The sequence below is a fragment of the Bacillus sp. HY001 genome (genome assembly GCF_007558965.1).
Taxonomy (GTDB): Bacteria; Bacillota; Bacilli; order Bacillales; family Bacillaceae_G; genus Bacillus_A; species Bacillus_A mobilis.
This window is the reverse complement of sequence record NZ_VLTE01000005.1, coordinates 1-20,626: the sequence shown is the minus strand read 5'-3', so window position 1 is coordinate 20,626 and position 20,626 is coordinate 1. Positions and strand designations below refer to the sequence as shown.

Below are 20,626 nucleotides of genomic sequence, written 5' to 3'. Positions count from 1 at the left end.
TGTTATGAGAGAACCATTTAAATATGTGGACGGTATACTGTATTTACAAGCGTGGAAAGAACTTGGAAACATTACTGCTGGATTTACGACAAAAGATGATGGGATAAGTACGGGCTCCTTTCATGCGATGAATTTAGGATTACATGTGAATGATATCGTGGAGAACGTTCATGAAAACAGACGTATTTTAGCAAATAAGTTACAAAAACCATTAGAAAACTGGATTTGCTCTGAACAAGTTCATGATCATCATGTTGAAAAAGTAGGACAACAGGAAAAAGGAAGTGGCGTCTATTCATATGAAGACGGTATTTCAAAAACAGATGGCATTTATACGACTGATAATGATGTTCTTTTAACATCATGTTACGCGGATTGTGTTCCACTCTATTTTTATGCGCCATCACATGGTATGATAGGACTTGCGCATGCTGGATGGAAAGGGACTGTAAAAGAGATTGCAAAGGAAATGATTCAAAAATGGAATGCAGAAGGGATTTCAAGTGATGAAATTCATGTTGCAATTGGACCAGCAATTGGATCTTGTTGTTACGTTGTTGATGATAGAGTGTTAACAGCAGCAGAGCAAGTAGTAAACGGTTCTGTCCCTTATAAAAAAATTTCTGATGGGCAGTACGCAATTAATTTAAAAGAAATTAATCGTATATTATGTGTACAAGCAGGCATAAAAGAAGAGAATATTGTAATGTCATCTCTTTGTACAAGCTGTGAAGAGCAACTATTTTTCTCTCATCGCCGTGATCAAGGTAAGACAGGGAGAATGTTGAGTTTCATAGGTTTTAAGGAGGAAGAAAGCAAGTGACAGTACAAAAAAATTTAACAACTGTAAACGAAGCAATTAAACAATCTTGCGCACGAGCAGGACGTTCGTTGCAAGATATTAAACTCGTTGCAGTTACAAAAACGGTAGGAATTGAAAAGACAAACGAAGTAATTGAAGCTGGAATTATTGATTTAGGTGAAAATAGAAATGAAGGTTTCTTACAGAAGTACGAACATTTCGGTTCAAAAGTGAATTGGCATTTTATTGGATCATTACAAACGAGAAAAGTAAAAGAAATCATTAATGAAATTGATTATTTACATTCGTTAGATCGCCTTTCACTTGCAAAAGAAATTCAAAAACGTGCTGATAAGAAAGTGAAATGTTTTATTCAAGTGAAAACATCATCTGAAGAATCAAAGCAAGGATTGGCAATAGAAGAAACTATTTCTTTTATTCAAAGTTTGCAAGAACTGGATAAGATTGAAGTGGTTGGACTAATGACAATGGCTCCGTTTACAGAAGAAGAGGAAGAAATCAGACGCTGTTTTAAGGAGTTACGTAAGCTACAAACAGAGGTGCAGGAGCTAGAATTATTACATGCGCCATGCAGAGAGTTATCAATGGGAATGTCCAATGATTACACGATTGCAATTGAAGAAGGTGCTACATATATTCGTTTGGGGACGATTTTAGTAGGAAAAGCGTAAAAGGAAGGAGAAACTTATTATGAGTTGGTCAAAAGTAAAATACTTCTTTTTTGATACACCGGAAGAAAAAGAAGCAGCTCAATATAGTTATGAAAAGGAGCAAACAGACATGAAGAAGCAGCAAGATCCGCCAGAACAACAAGATGTTACGTTTCCAAAAGCGCAACCGAAACAAAATGTTGTGAGCATTGAAACGGCAAAGCAATCTTCAAAAGTTGTTTTATTAGAACCACGCACATATTCAGAGGCGCAAGGGATTGCGGACCATTTAAAAGGTAGACGAGCTGTTGTAATTAATTTACAACGAATGTCTACTGATCAAGCTGTACGTATCGTTGACTTTTTAAGTGGTACTGTATACGCTATAGGCGGGGACATTCAAAAAATAGGACCGAAAACATTTATGTGTACCCCTGAAAATGTAGATATTGTTGGTGCAATTTCAGAGTTATTCGGTGAAGAAGAAGACACAAATATAAAGAGGTGGTAATACGCCATGGAAACAGTTTTAAGGCTTTTAGTTTATGCTATCGAGATTTACTCGTGGGCACTTATTATTTACATTCTCCTATCATGGTTCCCAGGTGCAAAGGAATCAACTTTTGGAGATGTTCTTGCGCGTATTTGTGAACCGTATTTAGAACCATTTCGCAGATTTATCCCGCCGCTTGGTATGATTGATATCTCTCCACTCGTTGCGATTTTTACATTAAAGCTTGCTACGAAGGGTTTAGTAAGTATATTCGGCTATTTCTTATAGTAAGAGGTTAAATACATGAGCATCTATGAACATTTCAGACCCGATGAAGAGGTCTTTGTGGATAAGGTGTTAGAGTGGAAGCGAGTAGCGGAGTACCATCAAGTGAAGTTAACAGACTTCCTTGATCCAAGACAACAACAAATTGTCACTATGGTGATAGGACAAGGGGATGTTTCTGTACAGTTTGATGGTGCAACGCCTCATGCGGAGCGCAAAAGAGCACTCATTTATCCGGACTATCTAGTAGTAAATGAAGAAGAATTTCAAGTAGAAGTATTGGAAATTGACTATCCTTCCAAGTTTTATACGCTAGAACATAGGCAAATATTAGGTACATTTATGTCTCTCGGTTTAACGAGAGAAAAGTGTGGTGATATTTTGCTTCAAGAAGATCGTGCCCAAATTGTAGTCGCAAAAGAAGTTGTATCTTATATTGAGATGAACTTACAATCTATAGGGAAAACGAAAGTTTCCTTATCGCCAGTGCAAGGAGAAAAAATTCTACAGATGCAAGAAACATGGGGAGAGAAATCTGGAACGGTTTCTTCACTTCGTTTAGATGTTATGTTAGCTGAAATGTTACATATATCCAGACAAAAAGTACAACCTTTCATAAAAAATGGTTTAGTAAAAGTGAACTGGAAAACAGTGGAGCAAACTTCTTATGAATGTTATCCAGGAGATGTTTTTTCAGTGAGAGGATATGGGCGAAGTAAATTGTTTTCTGTAGAAGGTAGAACAAAGCGCGACAAATGGAGAATTTTGTATGGTATACTAAAATGATTGGTTTTTTAGAAGGAAATCCTCCTATTTTGTCGAAGAAAAGATATAATTGAAAGAGGAAATTTAGATAATTACTTGGAGGTGGCGTTGTGCCGTTAACACCATTAGATATTCATAACAAAGAATTTGGTCGCGGATTCCGTGGCTATGATGAAGATCAAGTAAATGAGTTTCTTGATCAAATTATCAAAGATTATGAATTAGTCATTCGTGAGAAAAAAGCTTTAGAAGAAAAAGTTGCGCAATTAGAAGGAAAGTTAGATCATTTCTCTAATATTGAAGATACGTTAAACAAATCGATCGTTGTTGCACAAGAAGCAGCGGAAGAAGTAAAACGTAATGCGCAAAAAGAAGCAAAATTAATCGTACGTGAAGCTGAAAAGAATGCAGACCGTATTATTAACGAAGCGTTAGTAAAATCAAGAAAAGTTGCTTTTGATATTGAAGAGCTAAAGAAACAAGCGAAAGTATTCCGCACTCGTTTCCGTATGTTACTAGAAACACAGCTTGAAATGTTAAACAACGATGATTGGGATAAACTAATTGAGCTAGAAGACGAAGTAGATGAACTGTTGAAAAAAGAAGAAACAGTGTAAGCTTGACGTTTTTCTCATTATTACATATAATTTTAAACAACATATTTATTAAGAAAAACGAAGATAGGGATAAGTACCTTTTCATACCTTATATAGCGAACTGAGGATGGTGTAAGCTCAGGATAAGGAGATAATGGGAATATCACCCTGGAGTTCCGCGCTGAACAAATAGAGTAAGCGTAGGCGTATATTCGCGTTAAGAATATAAAGAGGATTGTATACATATGTATAGGATCTACTAGGGTGGTACCGCGGGAGACTTTCTCGTCCCTTTTTGGGATGAGAAGGTCTCTTTTTTATTCCGTTTTTTAAGTGTTTCTTTTATACATGTAAGGAGGAATTGAGCATGGAGTACAAAAATACATTACTAATGCCAAAAACAGAGTTCCCAATGCGTGGGAATTTACCAAAACGTGAGCCTGCAATGCAAGAACAGTGGGCTGAAATGAATATTTATGAAAAGGTACAAGAACATACGAAAGGTCGTCCTTTATTTGTATTGCATGATGGACCTCCATATGCGAATGGTGACATTCATATGGGACATGCGTTAAATAAAGTGTTAAAAGACTTTATTGTTCGTTATAAATCAATGACTGGTTACTGTGCACCATACGTACCAGGTTGGGATACACACGGTTTACCAATTGAGCAAGCTTTAACAAATAAAGGTGTAAAGCGTAAAGAAATGACAGTTGCTGAGTTCCGTAAGTTATGTGCAGAGTATGCATATGAGCAAGTAGAACGTCAACGTGAACAATTTAAGCGTTTAGGTGTACGTGCTGATTGGGATAACCCATACATTACTTTAGAGCCAGCTTATGAAGCGCAACAAATTAAAGTGTTTGGTGATATGGCGAAAAAAGGTTATATCTATAAAGGGCAAAAACCAGTTTACTGGTCTCCAACGAGTGAATCAGCTTTAGCAGAAGCTGAAATTGAATACCAAGATAAAAAATCAGCATCTATTTACGTAGCATTCCCTGTAAAAGACGGGAAGAACGTATTAGAAGGTGATGAGAAATTCATTATCTGGACAACAACACCTTGGACGTTACCTGCAAACTTAGGTATTTCTGTTCACCCAGAACTTGAATACGCTATTGTAAAAGTAAATGATGAAAAATATATTATTGCTTCTGAACTATTTGAGACAGTTGCAAAAACGTTAGAGTGGGAAAATACTGAAGTTGTGAAAACGGTAAAAGGTAGCGAACTTGAGTATACAGTTGCAAAACATCCATTCTACGATCGTGATTCATTAGTTATGCTAGGAGATCACGTAACAACAGATGCAGGTACAGGTTGTGTTCATACAGCACCAGGACACGGGGAAGATGACTTTGTTGTTGGTAAAAAGTATGGATTAGAAGTACTTTGTCCAGTTGATGATAAAGGTGTATTAACAAATGAAGCACCTGGATTTGAAGGCTTATTCTATGATAAAGCTAACAAGCCAATTACAGAGAAATTAGAAGAAGTAGGCGCGTTACTGAAATTAACATTCATTACGCATTCATACCCACATGATTGGAGAACGAAAAAACCAATTATTTTCCGTGCGACAGCACAGTGGTTTGCATCTATTGAAGCGTTCCGTAAAGAATTATTAGAAGCAGTTGCGGAAACAAAATGGGTACCAGCATGGGGAGAAACTCGTCTTCATAATATGGTTCGTGACCGTGGTGACTGGTGTATTTCTCGTCAGCGTGCATGGGGTGTACCAATCCCTGTATTCTATGCAGAGAATGGCGATCCAATTATTACAGATGAAACAATTAACCATGTAGCAGATTTATTCCGTGAGCACGGTTCTAACGTATGGTTCGAGCGTGAAGCGAAAGATCTATTACCAGAAGGATTTACACATACAGGTAGCCCGAATGGTGAATTCCGTAAAGAAACAGACATCATGGATGTATGGTTCGATTCAGGTTCTTCTCACCAAGCGGTATTAGAAGAGCGCGATGACTTACAACGTCCAGCTGATTTATATTTAGAAGGATCTGACCAGTACCGTGGTTGGTTTAACTCTTCATTATCAACAGCAGTTGCTGTAACAGGTAAAGCTCCATATAAAGGCGTACTAAGCCATGGTTTCGTATTAGATGGTGAAGGACGTAAAATGAGTAAGTCGATTGGAAATATCGTCGTACCGAAGAAAATTATGGATCAACTAGGCGGAGACATTTTACGCTTATGGGTATCTTCAGTTGACTATCAATCTGATGTACGTATTTCAGATGATATTTTAAAACAAGTAGCAGAAGTGTATCGTAAAATCCGTAACACATTCCGTTTCTTATTAGGAAACTTAGATGACTTTAAGCCAAGTGAAAATACAGTAGCTGTAGCTGAACTTCGTGAAGTAGATCGTTACATGTTAGTGAAATTAAATGACTTAATTACAAAAGTAAAAGAAGCATATGAAACATACGACTTCGCGGCTGTATATCATGCAATTCATAACTTCTGTACAATTGATTTAAGTTCATTCTACTTAGACTTTGCAAAAGACATTTTATACATTGAAGGTGCAAACCATGAAGATCGTCGTGCAATTCAAACTGTATTATATGATGTTCTTGTTGCGTTGACGAAACTTGTAACACCAATCTTACCGCATACGGCTGATGAAGTATGGCCATACGTTCCAGGTGTAACAGAAGAAAGTGTACAATTAACTGATATGCCAGAAGCTGTACAATTAGATGGTGCGGAAGAATTAAAAACAAAATGGGATGCATTTATGACATTACGTGATGACGTATTAAAAGCGTTAGAAGTAGCTCGTAATGAAAAAGTAATCGGTAAGTCATTAAATGCAAGCATTACACTATATCCAACTGCAGAAATGAAAGCTATGTTAGAGTCTATTAGTGAAGACTTAAAGCAATTATTCATCGTCTCTGAGTATAAACTTGGTGGCATGATGGAAGAAGCGCCAGCAGATGCGCCGAAGTATGAGCATACAGCGGTTGTTGTTGCTCAAGCAACTGGTGAAACATGTGAACGTTGTTGGGTAGTTTCAGAAACAATTGGTAAAGATGCTGAACATGAAACATTATGTGAGCGTTGTGCAACAGTTGTTAAAGAAAACTATGTAAAATAATAAAAAAACTGACTGTGCCTAAGTGCAGTCAGTTTTTTTATTGACGATATATTGAAATAACTTTCACTCTCTTTCCTATGAAGGAAAAATGTGTGTGAGGTAAGCATAGAAATTTCGGACACACTAATCGTACATTGCAGCTGGGAGGAATGTACACGTGAATGAAATGTATATGGAAATCAAAGAAGAATTGCAATTGATGCGAAAAGAGTTACAAGAGAGGCTAGCTAAAGAGGTCATGCACAAATATGATACAGAGTTTAGCGAAGAGCTTGGATATGAAATTAAGGAAGAGATAAAGAAAAAACTCCTATTACATGATATAAAAGAGGACTTAAAAGATGTAGAACGTGCATTATTTAAAATGGAAATAGATATGTATGGTATTTGTGAAGAGACAGGGAGAGTAATCTCGGTAAAACAAATGAAGACGATGCCGACTGCCCGTACCATTCATGAATTTTTCTATGAAAAAGTAAATGTATGAATGCGCACAACGATATTATATTACCTTTTTTTAATTTATTTTATTCTTCTATAAAGGTTCATTGTGAAAAGGTTGCAGCTATGCTAAAATTTTGAGGTACACTGTCTTTGTGGGGGAAATGAAAATGATATATTATGTAATAGCGTTATTTGTCATTGCCATCGATCAAATATCGAAATGGCTAATTGTAAAGAACATGGAATTGGGTACGAGCATTCCGATTATCGATAATGTATTATACATAACATCACATCGAAATAGAGGAGCTGCCTGGGGGATTTTAGAAAACAAAATGTGGTTCTTCTACATTATTACAGTCGTTTTTGTAGCATTTATCGTAATTTATATGAAAAAATATGCGAAAACAGACAAACTTCTAGGAATTTCATTAGGTCTAATATTAGGCGGAGCAATTGGTAATTTCATTGATCGTGTATTTAGACAAGAAGTAGTGGATTTCATTCACGTGTATATTTTCTCGTACAACTATCCAGTATTTAATATAGCTGATTCAGCATTATGTATTGGTGTTGTATTAATTATTATTCAAACATTATTAGAAGGCAAGAAAACGAAGGAGTAATTGAATGAGTGAAGTAGTACAAGTAACAGTTGCAGAAGAACAAAAAAGCGAGCGAATTGATAAATTCGTTGCAGAAATAAACAGTGAATGGTCACGTTCACAAGTACAACAATGGATTAAAGATGATGTTGTTACAGTTAATGGAAAGTCGGTAAAAGTGAATTATAAAGTTAGAGAAAACGATGAAATTACAGTAACGATTCCTGATCCAGAAGAGTTAGATATTCAAGCAGAAGATATGAACTTAGAAATTTATTATGAAGATGCAGATGTACTCGTTGTTAATAAGCCGCGTGGTATGGTTGTACATCCAGCACCAGGTCATACAAGTGGTACGCTTGTGAACGGTCTTATGCACCACTGTACAGACTTATCAGGCATTAACGGTGTAATGCGTCCAGGTATCGTGCATCGTATTGATAAAGATACATCAGGCCTATTAATGGTTGCTAAAAATGATGTGGCGCATGAATCACTTGTAAATCAACTTGTAGCAAAAACAGTAACAAGACGTTACAAAGCGATCGTACACGGTGTTATTCCGCATGATAAAGGAACTATCGATGCACCAATTGGTCGCGATAAGAAAGAGCGTCAAAGCATGACAGTTGATGAAAATGGTAAGAATGCTGTTACGCACTTCCAAGTGTTAGAACGTTTTAAAGACTTTACACTTGTAGAATGTCGCTTAGAAACGGGACGTACGCACCAAATTCGTGTTCATATGAAATATATTGGTTATCCACTTGCTGGAGATCCAAAGTATGGTCCGAAGAAAACATTAGACATGAATGGACAAGCGCTTCACGCAGGTATTTTAGGATTCGATCATCCTCGTACGGGTGAGTATATTCAGTTTGAGGCACCGATTCCAGAAGTGTTTGAAGATGCATTAAATATTTTACGAAAATAGTATTGACAAATCATAAGAAAACTGAGATACTGACAACAGTTAAATAATGATCCTTTAACACAGCCCCGTGAGGTTGAGAAGGTAACGGTTTGAAATACATAGGGTATGCTGTACCCTTTTTTCAAAAGTCCTCTCGCACACGCTGAGAGGACTTTTTTTATACCATTACTCTCACGCAAGAAAAAAAGCTTGGAGGTGTAGAGCATGCAAGAGAAAGCAGTCGTTTTAGATGACCAAATGATTCGCCGCGCTTTAACACGAATTAGTCATGAAATCGTGGAACGAAATAAAGGTGTCGATAATTGTGTTCTTGTCGGAATTAAAACTCGTGGAATTTTTATTGCACAACGTTTGGCAGAACGAATTGGTCAAATTGAAGGAAAAGAAATGGAAGTTGGAGAGCTAGATATTACGTTATATCGTGATGATCTAACACTACAATCAAAAAATGAAGAACCACTTGTAAAAGGTTCTGATATCCCTGTAGATATTACGAAGAAAAAAGTTATCCTTGTAGATGATGTATTATATACAGGAAGAACAGTTCGAGCAGCAATGGATGCTCTTATGGATTTAGGTAGACCATCACAAATCCAACTGGCGGTTCTTGTTGATAGAGGTCATCGTGAACTACCAATTCGCGCTGATTATGTAGGGAAGAATATTCCAACATCAAGTGAAGAGCGTATCGAAGTTGATTTGCAAGAGACAGATCAACAAGATCGAGTAAGCATATACGATAAGTAAAGCCCTTTTAAATGTAGTCCTGTGAGGCTGCCAAAGGGTCTTGGCTTTCATATGTCAAATTTGGCATACGAAAGTGTAGGACTCTTTGTGCACAGGCACAAAGAGTTTTTTTATTGCAAAGAATTAAACTGAAGGAGGATGTAACAATGGAACAAAAGCCAGTGTTAGACGTTAATGAAGTACCGAAACCGGGAAAATGGTTATTTTTAAGTATACAACATTTGTTCGCGATGTTTGGATCAACAGTGCTGGTTCCGTTTTTAACAGGATTGAATCCGTCAGTAGCATTAATATCAAGTGGATTAGGAACGCTAGCGTTTCTTCTTATAACGAAAGGTCAAGTACCTGCCTATCTAGGATCATCATTCGCCTTTATCGCACCGATAATAACAGCGAAAACAGCAGGTGGACCTGGAGCAGCAATGCTCGGTGGTTTGTTAGCGGGACTTGTGTATATCTTAATTTCACTCGGAATTAAGAAGTCAGGATCACAGTGGATTATGAAATTACTTCCGCCAATCGTAGTTGGTCCAGTAGTAATGGTAATCGGTCTAGCTTTAGCACATACAGCAGTTAACATGGCGATGAACGGTGCGGATGGCAAATATAGCTTTACACACTTTTCAGTAGCGTTAGTAACATTAGCAATTACAATTATCTGCTCTATATTCGGAAGAGGGTTTTTCAGTATCATACCAGTGTTACTGGGCATTATCGGCGGATATATCTTCGCTTACTTCCAAGGGCTAGTAAACTTAAAGCCGATAGCTGAGGCAAAATGGTTTGTTGTACCAGATTTCACAGTACCATTTGTAACATATACTCCGGAATTTTCGTGGAAGATTGTACTCTTGATGGTACCAGTTGCACTAGTAACAATTTCAGAGCATATCGGACATCAAATTGTACTTGGAAATGTTATTAAAAGAGATTTAATTGAAAAACCAGGTTTACACCGTTCAATCTTCGGTGATGGAGTAGCAACATTAATCGCATCACTTATCGGTGGACCACCGAATACAACGTATGGTGAAAACATCGGTGTGCTAGCAATTACGAGAGCATACAGTGTATACTTATTCATCGGTTCAGCAGTGTTCGCAATCATGTTCGGGTTTATCGGTAAGATTTCTGCACTGATTCATTCGATCCCAACACCGGTTATGGGTGGTGTATCAATCTTACTATTCGGTGTAATCGCATCAAGCGGATTACGCATGATGGTAGATGATAAAACAGACCTAAGTGACAAACGAAACTTAATGATTGCATCAGTAATACTAGTAATCGGTATTGGTGGAGCGGTACTTCACGTAGGAGAATCGTTCCAAGTAGAAGGAATGGCACTAGCAGCAATTGTAGGTGTACTGTTAAATCTACTACTACCAGAAACGAAACAAATAACACAATCTAAGCAGATTGCTTCATAATAATAACCTTTTAATTCAGTCCTGTGAGACCGGAAAGGGTGGCTTCTTTCTTGCACCCTAGTCTCACATGACTAGGGTATTTTTATACAAAGGTTGTTATAAATATACAAAAGTGGTAACATAAAAATCAGAAAGATGAGGGATGACGATGAGCCATTTGTTAACGATGAGTGAATTATCGGAAGTAGAAATTTCAGAAATCCTAAAAGACGCAGAAGATTTCGCGAATGGAAAAGAGAGCAAAACGACAGAGCAAACTTTTGTTGCGAACTTGTTCTTTGAGAATAGTACGAGAACGAGATTTAGCTTTGAAGTTGCTGAGAAGAGATTAGGACTTGAAGTTTTAAACTTTTCAGCTGATGCATCTAGCGTACAAAAAGGAGAAACTTTATACGATACGATAAGAACACTAGAATCAATCGGAACAAAAGCGGTAATCGTCCGCCATGAGCAAGATCGCTACTTCGATGAACTGAAAGATCAGGTAAATATCCCAATCTTAAACGCTGGAGATGGATGTGGAAACCACCCAACGCAGTGCCTACTCGATCTTCTTACAATTAAACAAGAGTTTGGAAGATTTGAAGGATTAAAGATTGCGATAGTAGGAGATGTTCGTCATAGCCGAGTAGCACGTTCTAATGCAGAAGCATTAACGAAACTGGGTGCAACAATTTACTTTGCAAGTCCAGAAGAGTGGAAAGATGAAGACAGCACATTTGGAACATACAAACCATTAGATGAACTTGTTCCAGAAGTGGATGTAATGATGTTACTTCGTGTACAACATGAGCGTCATGATCATTATGAAACAGACATTATGAAAGAGTATCATGAGAAACACGGATTAACAGTGGAAAGAGAAAAGCGTATGAAAGAAGGAAGCATTATTATGCATCCAGCTCCTGTAAACCGTGATGTTGAAATTGCAAGTGAACTTGTTGAGTGTGAGCGTTCACGCATATTTAAACAAATGGAAAATGGAGTTTACGTAAGAATGGCTGTACTAAAACGCGCCTTACCAAATGTATTAGGAGGAATGAAACATGAATTACTTGTTTAAAAATGGTCGTTATATGAATGAAGAAGGAAAAATCGTAGCAACAGATCTTCTCGTACAAGACGGTAAAATCGCTAAGGTAGCAGAAAATATTACGGCAGATAATGCTGAAGTAATCGAAGTGAACGGAAAGTTAATCGCACCTGGATTAGTAGATGTACACGTACATCTTCGTGAACCAGGTGGTGAACATAAAGAAACAATTGAAACAGGTACACTAGCAGCGGCAAAAGGTGGATTCACTACAATTTGTGCAATGCCAAATACACGCCCAGTACCAGATTGCAGAGAACATATGGAAGACTTGCAAAATCGTATTAAAGAAAAAGCGCATGTCAACGTACTACCATACGGAGCAATTACAGTACGCCAAGCGGGTTCTGAAATGACAGATTTCGAGACGTTAAAAGAACTTGGAGCATTTGCTTTCACTGATGACGGTGTAGGCGTACAAGATGCTAGCATGATGTTAGCTGCTATGAAGCGTGCAGCGAAATTAAATATGGCAGTGGTTGCGCACTGTGAAGAGAATACTCTTATTAATAAAGGTTGTGTACATGAAGGGAAGTTTTCTGAGAAACACGGATTAAACGGTATCCCATCAGTATGTGAATCTGTACATATTGCAAGGGATATACTGCTTGCTGAAGCGGCAGATTGTCACTATCACGTATGTCACGTAAGTACGAAAGGATCTGTACGTGTAATCCGTGATGCGAAACGCGCTGGAATTAAAGTAACAGCAGAAGTAACACCTCACCATCTAGTGTTATGTGAAGATGATATCCCATCAGCTGATCCTAACTTTAAAATGAACCCACCGCTTCGTGGAAAAGAAGATCACGCAGCATTAATTGAAGGTCTACTAGATGGAACAATCGATATGATCGCAACTGATCATGCACCGCATACAGCGGAAGAGAAAGCACAAGGAATTGAAAGAGCACCATTCGGAATTACTGGTTTTGAAACAGCATTCCCACTTTTATACACAAACCTTGTGAAAAAAGAAATTATTACATTAGAACAGTTAATTCAATTCTTAACAGAAAAGCCAGCTGATACATTCGGCTTAGAAGCAGGTCGCCTGAAAGAAGGCAGAACAGCTGATATTACAATCATTGATTTAGAACAAGAAGAAGAGATTGACCCAACAACATTCTTATCAAAAGGAAAAAATACACCATTCGCAGGTTGGAAATGCCAAGGATGGCCGGTAATGACAATCGTTGGTGGTAAGATCGCATGGCAAAAGGAGAGTGCATTAGTATGAAAAGACAACTTATCTTAGAAGATGGAACAGTATTAATTGGAAAAGGTTTCGGAGGAGAAATCGAAAAGTCAGGTGAGGTTGTATTTACAACAGGAATGACTGGATATCAAGAAACATTATCTGATCCATCATATTGCGGTCAAATCGTAACATTCACGTACCCATTAATCGGAAACTACGGCATCAACCGTGACGATTTTGAATCGATTCATCCATCTGTAAATGGTTTAATCGTAAACGAAATTTGTGATCACCCATCAAACTTCCGTAATGAAATTTCGTTAAATGATTACTTAAAAGAAAGAAACATCCCAGGCTTAGCAGGGATTGATACGAGAAAATTAACGAGAAAAATTCGTCAATACGGTACATTACGTGGGCGTCTATGTAACATGGATGCAGATGTAGAATACATCGTGAGCCAATTAAAAGCGACAGTATTTACAGATCACGTGAAACGCGTATCAACGAAAGATCCATACCCAAGCCCAGGCCGTGGACACCGAGTTGTACTTGTAGACTTCGGAATGAAACATGGTATTTTAAGAGAATTAAATAAACGTGATTGTGATGTAATTGTAGTACCTTACAATACAACAGCAGAAGAGATTTTACGCCTTAGCCCAGATGGAATTATGTTAAGTAACGGACCTGGGGATCCAAAAGATGTACCAGAAGCAATTGAAATGTTAAAAGACATTATCGGTAAAGTTCCTTTATTCGGAATTTGTCTAGGACATCAATTGTTCGCTCTAGCATCTGGTGCGAATACAAGTAAGTTAAAATTCGGTCACCGTGGTTTAAATCATCCAGTAAAACATCTTGCAACTGGAAAAGTAGCAATTACATCTCAAAACCATGGTTACGCAGTAGAAGAAGAATCAGTTAAAAATACAGAACTTGAAATTACACATGTCGCTTTAAATGATGGAACAGTAGAAGGTCTTCGTCATACGAAGTTCCCAGCATTTACAGTACAATACCATCCAGAAGCTTCAGCAGGACCAGAAGATGCAAATGATTTATTCGAAGATTTCTTAGCAATGATTGAAAACTTCAAGAAAGAAGGGGAAGAGTTATGCCAAAACGCCTAGACATTAACACAATTTTAGTAATCGGATCAGGACCAATTGTAATTGGGCAAGCAGCAGAGTTTGACTACTCTGGTACACAAGCTTGTCAATCTCTTAGAGAAGAAGGTTACAAAGTAATCCTTGTTAACTCTAACCCAGCAACAATTATGACAGATACTGCAACAGCGGATAAAGTATACATTGAGCCTTTAACATTAGAATTCGTAAGCCGAATCATTCGTAAAGAACGTCCAGATGCAATCTTACCAACATTAGGTGGTCAAACAGGCCTGAATATGGCTGTTGAACTTGCGAAATCAGGCATACTTGAAGAGTGCGGAGTTGAAATTTTAGGAACAAAATTATCAGCAATTGAGCAGGCGGAGGATCGTGATTTATTCCGTACATTAATGCAGGAATTAAATGAACCAATTCCATCTAGTACCATTATCCATACGCTAGAAGAAGCACATGAATTTGTAAAAGAAATTGGATATCCAGTTATTGTTCGCCCAGCATTTACAATGGGGGGAACAGGTGGCGGAATCTGTAGTAATGAAGAAGAACTAATTGAAATCGTATCAGGTGGATTAAAACATAGTCCAGTAACACAATGTTTATTAGAAAAGAGTATTGCTGGTTGTAAGGAAATTGAATATGAAGTAATGCGTGATTCAAATGATAACGCGATTGTAGTATGTAACATGGAAAATATCGATCCAGTTGGAGTTCACACAGGTGATTCTATCGTTGTGGCACCGAGCCAAACATTAAGTGACCGTGAATATCAAATGTTACGAAACACTTCATTACGAATTATTCGTGCATTAGGAATTGAAGGTGGATGTAACGTTCAGCTTGCACTTGATCCACATAGCTTCCAATACTATGTAATCGAAGTAAACCCACGTGTAAGTCGTTCATCTGCACTAGCATCTAAAGCAACTGGATATCCAATTGCGAAGCTAGCGGCAAAAATTGCAGTCGGTTTAACATTAGATGAAATTATAAATCCAGTAACACAAAAAACATACGCTTGTTTCGAACCAGCATTAGACTATGTTGTTTCAAAAATTCCGCGCTGGCCATTTGATAAGTTTGAATCAGCAAATAGAACGCTTGGAACGCAGATGAAAGCAACTGGTGAAGTTATGTCAATCGGACGTAACCTAGAGCAATCATTATTAAAAGCGATCCGTTCTTTAGAACTTGGCGTTTATCACTTAGAGTTAGCGCATTTAAAAGAGCTTGATAAAGAGACAATGAAAAAACGCATTATAAAAGCTGATGATGAGCGACTGTTTATTGTAGCAGAAGCAATTCGTCAAGGTGTAACGAAAGAAGAAATCAACGATTGGTGTGAAATGGACTTCTTCTTCTTACAAAAAGTTGAAAACATCGTAAATATGGAACGCGAAGTAAAAGCAAATGTAGGAAATATGGAAGTACTACAATCTGCGAAAGAAATGGGCTTCAGTGATCACTACATTGCAGCAGCTTGGAACAAAACAGAGCGTGAAATTTACGATATGCGTAAAGAAAGCAATATAACTCCTATTTATAAAATGGTAGATACTTGTGCGGCAGAGTTTGAATCTGCAACACCATACTACTACAGCACATATGGTGACGAGAATGAATCGGTTAGAACAGATCGTAAGAGTGTTGTCGTACTAGGGTCTGGTCCAATCCGTATCGGTCAAGGTGTTGAGTTTGACTATGCAACAGTTCACTCAGTATGGGCAATTAAAGAAGCTGGATATGAGGCAATCATTGTTAATAACAACCCAGAAACAGTTTCAACAGACTTCAGTATTTCTGACAAATTATACTTTGAACCATTAACAATCGAAGATGTAATGCACATTATCGATTTAGAAAAGCCAGAAGGTGTTATCGTCCAATTCGGTGGACAAACGGCGATTAACTTAGCGGCTAAATTAGAAGCTCACGGTGTGAAAATCTTAGGAACATCACTTGAAGATTTAGACCGTGCAGAAGATCGTGATAAGTTTGAAGCAGCTCTAACACAGCTTGGTATCCCGCAACCAGTTGGTAAAACAGCAACGACTGTAGAGCAAGCAGTAGCAATCGCTGACAAAATTGGTTACCCAGTATTAGTAAGACCATCTTACGTACTAGGTGGACGTGCGATGGAAATCGTATATCGTCAAGAAGAACTGCTACACTACATGAAAAATGCGGTTAAAGTTCACGCTGATCACCCAGTATTAATCGATCGTTACATGGTTGGTAAAGAAATTGAAGTAGATGCAATTTCAGACGGTGAGAATGTATTCATTCCAGGTATTATGGAACATATTGAACGCGCTGGAGTTCACTCTGGTGACTCAATCGGAGTATATCCACCGCAAAGCTTATCTGCAAAACTGAAAGAACAAATTATTGAACATACAATTGCACTTGGAAAAGGTTTAAATATTGTTGGATTACTAAATATCCAGTTTGTAGTATTTGAAGATCAAGTGTATGTAATTGAAGTAAACCCACGTGCGAGCCGTACAGTACCATTCTTAAGTAAAATTACAGGTGTACCGATGGCGAATGTTGCAACGAAAGTTATTTTAGGTCAAAATCTTGTAGAACAAGGATACGGAACTGGTTATCACCCAGAAGAGAAAGAAGTGTATGTAAAAGCACCGGTATTCTCATTTGCGAAACTACGTTCAGTTGATACAACATTAGGACCTGAAATGAAGTCAACAGGGGAAGTAATGGGGAAAGACTTAACACTTGAAAAAGCATTATACAAAGGGTTAGTTGCTTCTGGAATTAACATTCCAACGCACGGATCAGTAATCATTACTGTAGCGGATAAAGATAAAGAAGAGGCGATGGAAATTGCAAAACGTTTCCATGAAATCGGCTATAACTTATTAGCAACAGCTGGAACAGCACAATCGTTAGCAGAGCAAAACATTCCAGTACAAGTTGTAAACAAAATTGATTCTGAAGACTACAACTTACTAGACATTATCCGTCAAGGAAAAGCGCAGTTTGTAATCAATACATTAACAAAAGGCAAACAACCAGCGCGTGATGGTTTCCGCATTCGCCGTGAATCAGTAGAAAATGGTGTGGCTTGCTTAACATCACTTGATACAACGAGAGCAATCTTACGAGTACTAGAATCTATGACATTCTCAGCTCATTCAATGAAAGAAATTACGCAAACAAAGCGTCACGAGGTGGTACATGCATGATGCAAAAGCAAAATATGATCGTCGTTAATCAAAAAGAAATCGCAAAAAACATTTACGAATTAGTGCTTCAAGGAACGTTAGTACAGCAAATGAACGAACCAGGGCAGTTTGTACACATTAAGGTAGCAGAGGGCATTGCGCCCCTTCTGCGCCGCCCGATTAGTATTTGTAATATAGATCAAGAGAAGAACGAATTTACAATGCTATATCGTGCAGAAGGACAAGGGACAAAAACATTAGCAACTAGAAAAAAAGGTGAAATGGTAGACGTACTAGGACCACTAGGACACGGTTTTCCTGTAGAAGAAGCAGAAGCTGGTCAAACAGCTTTACTAGTCGGCGGGGGGATTGGCGTACCACCACTTTATGAATTATCACAGCGCCTTGTTGCAAAAGGTGTACGCGTAATTCACATCTTAGGTTTTCAAACGAAAGATGTCGTTTTCTATGAAGAGAAATTTGCAGAACTTGGTGATACGTACGTTGCGACAGTAGACGGTACACACGGCACAAAAGGATTTGTCACAGATGTAATTGATAATTACGGAATTGACTTTGATATTCTTTATTCATGTGGTCCGTTAGCGATGCTTCGTGCATTAGAAGGACGTTACAAAGAGAAAAAAGCTTATATTTCTTTAGAAGAACGTATGGGCTGTGGTATTGGAGCTTGTTTCGCATGTGTATGCCACTTACAAGAAGATCCAAGTGGACATTCTTACAAGAAGGTGTGTAGCGACGGACCAGTATTTCCAATCGGGGAGGTTGTACTATGAACAGATTGCAAGTTGAATTACCGGGATTATCATTAAAAAATCCAATTATACCGGCATCTGGATGCTTTGGATTTGGTCGTGAATATGCACAGTTTTACGATTTAAGTGTACTAGGATCAATCATGATCAAAGCGACGACAGAACAACCACGTTATGGAAATCCGACGCCTCGTGTTGCTGAAACACCGGGCGGCATGTTAAATGCAATCGGACTTCAAAACCCAGGGTTAGAAAAAGTAATGAATTCTGAATTACCATGGTTAGAACAATTTGATCTTCCAATCATTGCGAACGTTGCAGGCTCACAAGCTGAGGATTACGTAGCGGTTGCAAAGGAAATTTCTAAAGCGCCTAATGTCCACGCACTAGAATTAAATATTTCTTGTCCGAACGTAAAAACAGGTGGTATCGCCTTTGGTACAAATCCTGAAATTGCTGCTGATTTAACGAAGCGAGTAAAAGAGGTTTCTGAAGTACCTGTATACGTGAAGTTGTCACCGAACGTGGCAAACATTGTGGAAATTGCAAAAGCGATTGAAAATGCAGGTGCAGACGGTTTAACGATGATTAATACATTGCTTGGTATGCGTCTAGATTTAAAAACAGCTAAACCAATTTTAGCAAACCGTACAGGCGGATTATCAGGTCCTGCGATTAAGCCAGTAGCGATTCGTATGGTACATGAAGTAAGCCAAGCGGTTAACATTCCAATTATCGGAATGGGTGGTATTGAAACAGCGGAAGATGTAATTGAATTCTTCTACGCTGGCGCAAGCGCAGTTGCAGTAGGTACAGCGAACTTTATCGATCCGTTCGTATGTCCAACAATTATTGAAGAGTTACCAACACTATTAGATGAATTAGGATTTGATCACATTTCGGAATGTCAAGGAAGGAGCTGGAAGCAAACATGTCACAGTCGTTAATCGTTGCACTAGATTTTCCAGGGAAACAAGATGTAGAACAATTCTTGCGCCACTTTGAAGGGGAAGAGTTATTTGTCAAAGTTGGTATGGAGTTATTTTATAAAGAAGGTCCTGCGATTATTACGTACTTAAAAGAAAAAGGACATAAGATCTTTCTAGATTTAAAACTTCATGATATTCCGAATACAGTAAAAAGCGCTATGCGTAGCCTAGCTAGTCTAGATGTTGATATGGTAAATGTTCATGCTGCTGGGGGAAGCAGTATGATGAAAGCTGCGATTGAGGGATTAGAGGAAGGTAAGCAAGAAGGAAAAGAGAGACCGATTTGTATTGCAGTTACACAACTAACAAGCACTTCGGAAGCTATGATGAAAAAAGAGATCGGCATTGAGAAAACGTTAGAAGAAGCGGTTGCTCATTATGCAAAACTAACGAAAGAAAGTGGACTTGATGGCGTTGTTTGTTCAACACTTGAAGTTCCAAAATTACGTGAAGTATGCGGAAATGAATTTGTAACAGTAACACCGGGGATTCGTCTTGCAAGCGATGATGTAAATGACCAGGTGCGCGTAGCAACACCGAAACGTGCGAGGGAACTTGGCTCAAGCTACATCGTAGTTGGACGTAGTATTACAAAAGCAGAAAATCCGCTTGAAGCGTATAAAACAGTAAAACAACAGTGGGAAGGTGTAACAGTATGAAAAAAGAAATCGCATCGCATTTATTAGAAATTGGAGCAGTATTTTTACAACCGAATGATCCATTCACTTGGTCTTCAGGTATGAAATCACCAATTTATTGTGATAACCGTTTAACTTTATCTTATCCAAAAGTACGTCAAGCAATTGCAGCTGGATTAGAAGAGTTAATTAAAGAGCACTTCCCAACTGTAGAAGTTATTGCAGGAACAGCAACTGCTGGTATTGCGCACGCTGCATGGGTAAGTGATCGTATGGATTTACCAATGTGCTACGTACGTAGTAAAGCAAAAGGTCACGGTAAAGGGAACCAAATCGAAGGAAAAGCTGAAAAAGGTCAAAAAGTAGTAGTAGTAGAGGACCTAATTTCAACTGGCGGTAGTGCAATTACATGTGTAGAAGCACTTCGCGAAGCTGGCTGTGAAGTATTAGGAATCGTATCAATCTTCACATACGAGCTAGAAGCAGGAAAAGAAAAACTAGAATCAGCTAACGTAGCATCATATTCTTTAAGCGACTACAGCGCATTAACTGAAGTAGCAGCAGAAAAAGGTATGATCGGACAAGCTGAAACGAAAAAATTACAAGAGTGGCGTAAAAATCCAGCTAACGAAGCTTGGATCACAGCGTAACACGAAAAAAAACGACTGCGGGGGAACGCGGTCGTGTTTTTTTTTTTTTTTTTAAAAAT

Annotated in this window: 20 protein-coding genes and 1 other annotated feature; all 20 genes read left to right on the top strand. The window is 38.2% G+C overall.

The window, feature by feature from the left end:
• Positions 1-4 precede the first annotated feature (4 nt).
• The 20 genes from pgeF (at position 5) to pyrE (ending at position 20,567) form a co-directional block, all read left to right on the top strand.
• Positions 5-823 (top strand): peptidoglycan editing factor PgeF, encoded by an 819-nt coding sequence (pgeF, locus tag FOT98_RS02625; protein WP_063260450.1) that lies wholly within the window; start codon positions 5-7, stop codon positions 821-823.
• Positions 820-1,494, top strand: coding sequence for a YggS family pyridoxal phosphate-dependent enzyme (locus tag FOT98_RS02620; protein WP_063260449.1), 675 nt, complete (start codon positions 820-822; stop codon positions 1,492-1,494). The genes pgeF and FOT98_RS02620 overlap by 4 nt, the downstream gene beginning before the upstream one ends.
• A gap of 19 nt (positions 1,495-1,513) precedes the next feature.
• Positions 1,514-1,984 (top strand): cell division protein SepF, encoded by a 471-nt coding sequence (locus tag FOT98_RS02615; protein WP_000119136.1) that lies wholly within the window; start codon positions 1,514-1,516, stop codon positions 1,982-1,984.
• Positions 1,985-1,990: 6 nt separating this feature from the next.
• Complete coding sequence (locus FOT98_RS02610; RefSeq protein ID WP_061678240.1) at positions 1,991-2,254, top strand: YggT family protein; 264 nt, start codon at positions 1,991-1,993, stop codon at positions 2,252-2,254.
• Positions 2,255-2,269: 15 nt separating this feature from the next.
• Positions 2,270-3,037, top strand: coding sequence for a YlmH family RNA-binding protein (locus tag FOT98_RS02605; protein WP_063260448.1), 768 nt, complete (start codon positions 2,270-2,272; stop codon positions 3,035-3,037).
• An 89-nt stretch (positions 3,038-3,126) separates the two neighbouring features.
• A complete protein-coding gene (divIVA, locus tag FOT98_RS02600; RefSeq protein ID WP_001131611.1) occupies positions 3,127-3,633 on the top strand; it encodes a septum site-determining protein DivIVA in 507 nt (168 codons plus the stop codon).
• Positions 3,634-3,684: 51 nt separating this feature from the next.
• Positions 3,685-3,908 (top strand) — a binding site (T-box leader).
• Positions 3,909-3,979: 71 nt separating this feature from the next.
• Positions 3,980-6,745 (top strand): isoleucine--tRNA ligase, encoded by a 2,766-nt coding sequence (ileS2, locus tag FOT98_RS02595; protein WP_063260447.1) that lies wholly within the window; start codon positions 3,980-3,982, stop codon positions 6,743-6,745.
• Between the two features lie 157 nt (positions 6,746-6,902).
• Positions 6,903-7,232 carry a TraR/DksA C4-type zinc finger protein gene (locus FOT98_RS02590; protein WP_001004659.1) on the top strand — a complete coding sequence of 110 codons (330 nt, stop codon included), beginning with the start codon at positions 6,903-6,905 and terminating at the stop codon, positions 7,230-7,232.
• A 124-nt stretch (positions 7,233-7,356) separates the two neighbouring features.
• The gene (gene lspA, locus FOT98_RS02585) at positions 7,357-7,815 is read left to right on the top strand and encodes a lipoprotein signal peptidase LspA (RefSeq protein WP_000642179.1); all 459 of its coding nucleotides are present in this window, start codon (positions 7,357-7,359) and stop codon (positions 7,813-7,815) included.
• A 4-nt stretch (positions 7,816-7,819) separates the two neighbouring features.
• Complete coding sequence (locus FOT98_RS02580; RefSeq protein WP_061678237.1) at positions 7,820-8,728, top strand: RluA family pseudouridine synthase; 909 nt, start codon at positions 7,820-7,822, stop codon at positions 8,726-8,728.
• Positions 8,729-8,932: 204 nt separating this feature from the next.
• Positions 8,933-9,475: a bifunctional pyrimidine operon transcriptional regulator/uracil phosphoribosyltransferase gene (gene pyrR, locus FOT98_RS02575; RefSeq protein WP_001156490.1), complete on the top strand. Its 543-nt coding sequence runs from the start codon at positions 8,933-8,935 to the stop codon at positions 9,473-9,475.
• Positions 9,476-9,621: 146 nt separating this feature from the next.
• A complete protein-coding gene (gene uraA / locus FOT98_RS02570; RefSeq protein ID WP_063260446.1) occupies positions 9,622-10,905 on the top strand; it encodes a uracil permease in 1,284 nt (427 codons plus the stop codon).
• Between the two features lie 148 nt (positions 10,906-11,053).
• The gene (gene pyrB, locus FOT98_RS02565; protein ID WP_000018864.1) at positions 11,054-11,968 is read left to right on the top strand and encodes an aspartate carbamoyltransferase; all 915 of its coding nucleotides are present in this window, start codon (positions 11,054-11,056) and stop codon (positions 11,966-11,968) included.
• Positions 11,952-13,238, top strand: coding sequence for a dihydroorotase (gene pyrC / locus FOT98_RS02560; RefSeq protein ID WP_063260445.1), 1,287 nt, complete (start codon positions 11,952-11,954; stop codon positions 13,236-13,238). Before pyrB ends, pyrC begins: the two co-directional genes overlap by 17 nt.
• Positions 13,235-14,332, top strand: a complete 1,098-nt coding sequence (locus tag FOT98_RS02555) for a carbamoyl phosphate synthase small subunit (protein ID WP_000828668.1) — start codon at positions 13,235-13,237, stop codon at positions 14,330-14,332. The genes pyrC and FOT98_RS02555 overlap by 4 nt, the downstream gene beginning before the upstream one ends.
• On the top strand, positions 14,317-17,535 hold the full coding sequence (carB, locus tag FOT98_RS02550; RefSeq protein ID WP_061678234.1) for a carbamoyl-phosphate synthase large subunit: 3,219 nt from the start codon (positions 14,317-14,319) through the stop codon (positions 17,533-17,535). Before FOT98_RS02555 ends, carB begins: the two co-directional genes overlap by 16 nt.
• Positions 17,532-18,311 (top strand): dihydroorotate oxidase B electron transfer subunit, encoded by a 780-nt coding sequence (gene pyrK, locus FOT98_RS02545; RefSeq protein WP_063260444.1) that lies wholly within the window; start codon positions 17,532-17,534, stop codon positions 18,309-18,311. Before carB ends, pyrK begins: the two co-directional genes overlap by 4 nt.
• The gene (gene pyrD / locus FOT98_RS02540) at positions 18,308-19,237 is read left to right on the top strand and encodes a dihydroorotate oxidase B catalytic subunit (RefSeq protein WP_063260443.1); all 930 of its coding nucleotides are present in this window, start codon (positions 18,308-18,310) and stop codon (positions 19,235-19,237) included. The genes pyrK and pyrD overlap by 4 nt, the downstream gene beginning before the upstream one ends.
• The gene (pyrF, locus tag FOT98_RS02535) at positions 19,222-19,938 is read left to right on the top strand and encodes an orotidine-5'-phosphate decarboxylase (RefSeq protein WP_000083496.1); all 717 of its coding nucleotides are present in this window, start codon (positions 19,222-19,224) and stop codon (positions 19,936-19,938) included. The genes pyrD and pyrF overlap by 16 nt, the downstream gene beginning before the upstream one ends.
• Positions 19,935-20,567, top strand: a complete 633-nt coding sequence (gene pyrE, locus FOT98_RS02530; protein WP_063260442.1) for an orotate phosphoribosyltransferase — start codon at positions 19,935-19,937, stop codon at positions 20,565-20,567. Before pyrF ends, pyrE begins: the two co-directional genes overlap by 4 nt.
• Positions 20,568-20,626 lie beyond the last annotated feature (59 nt).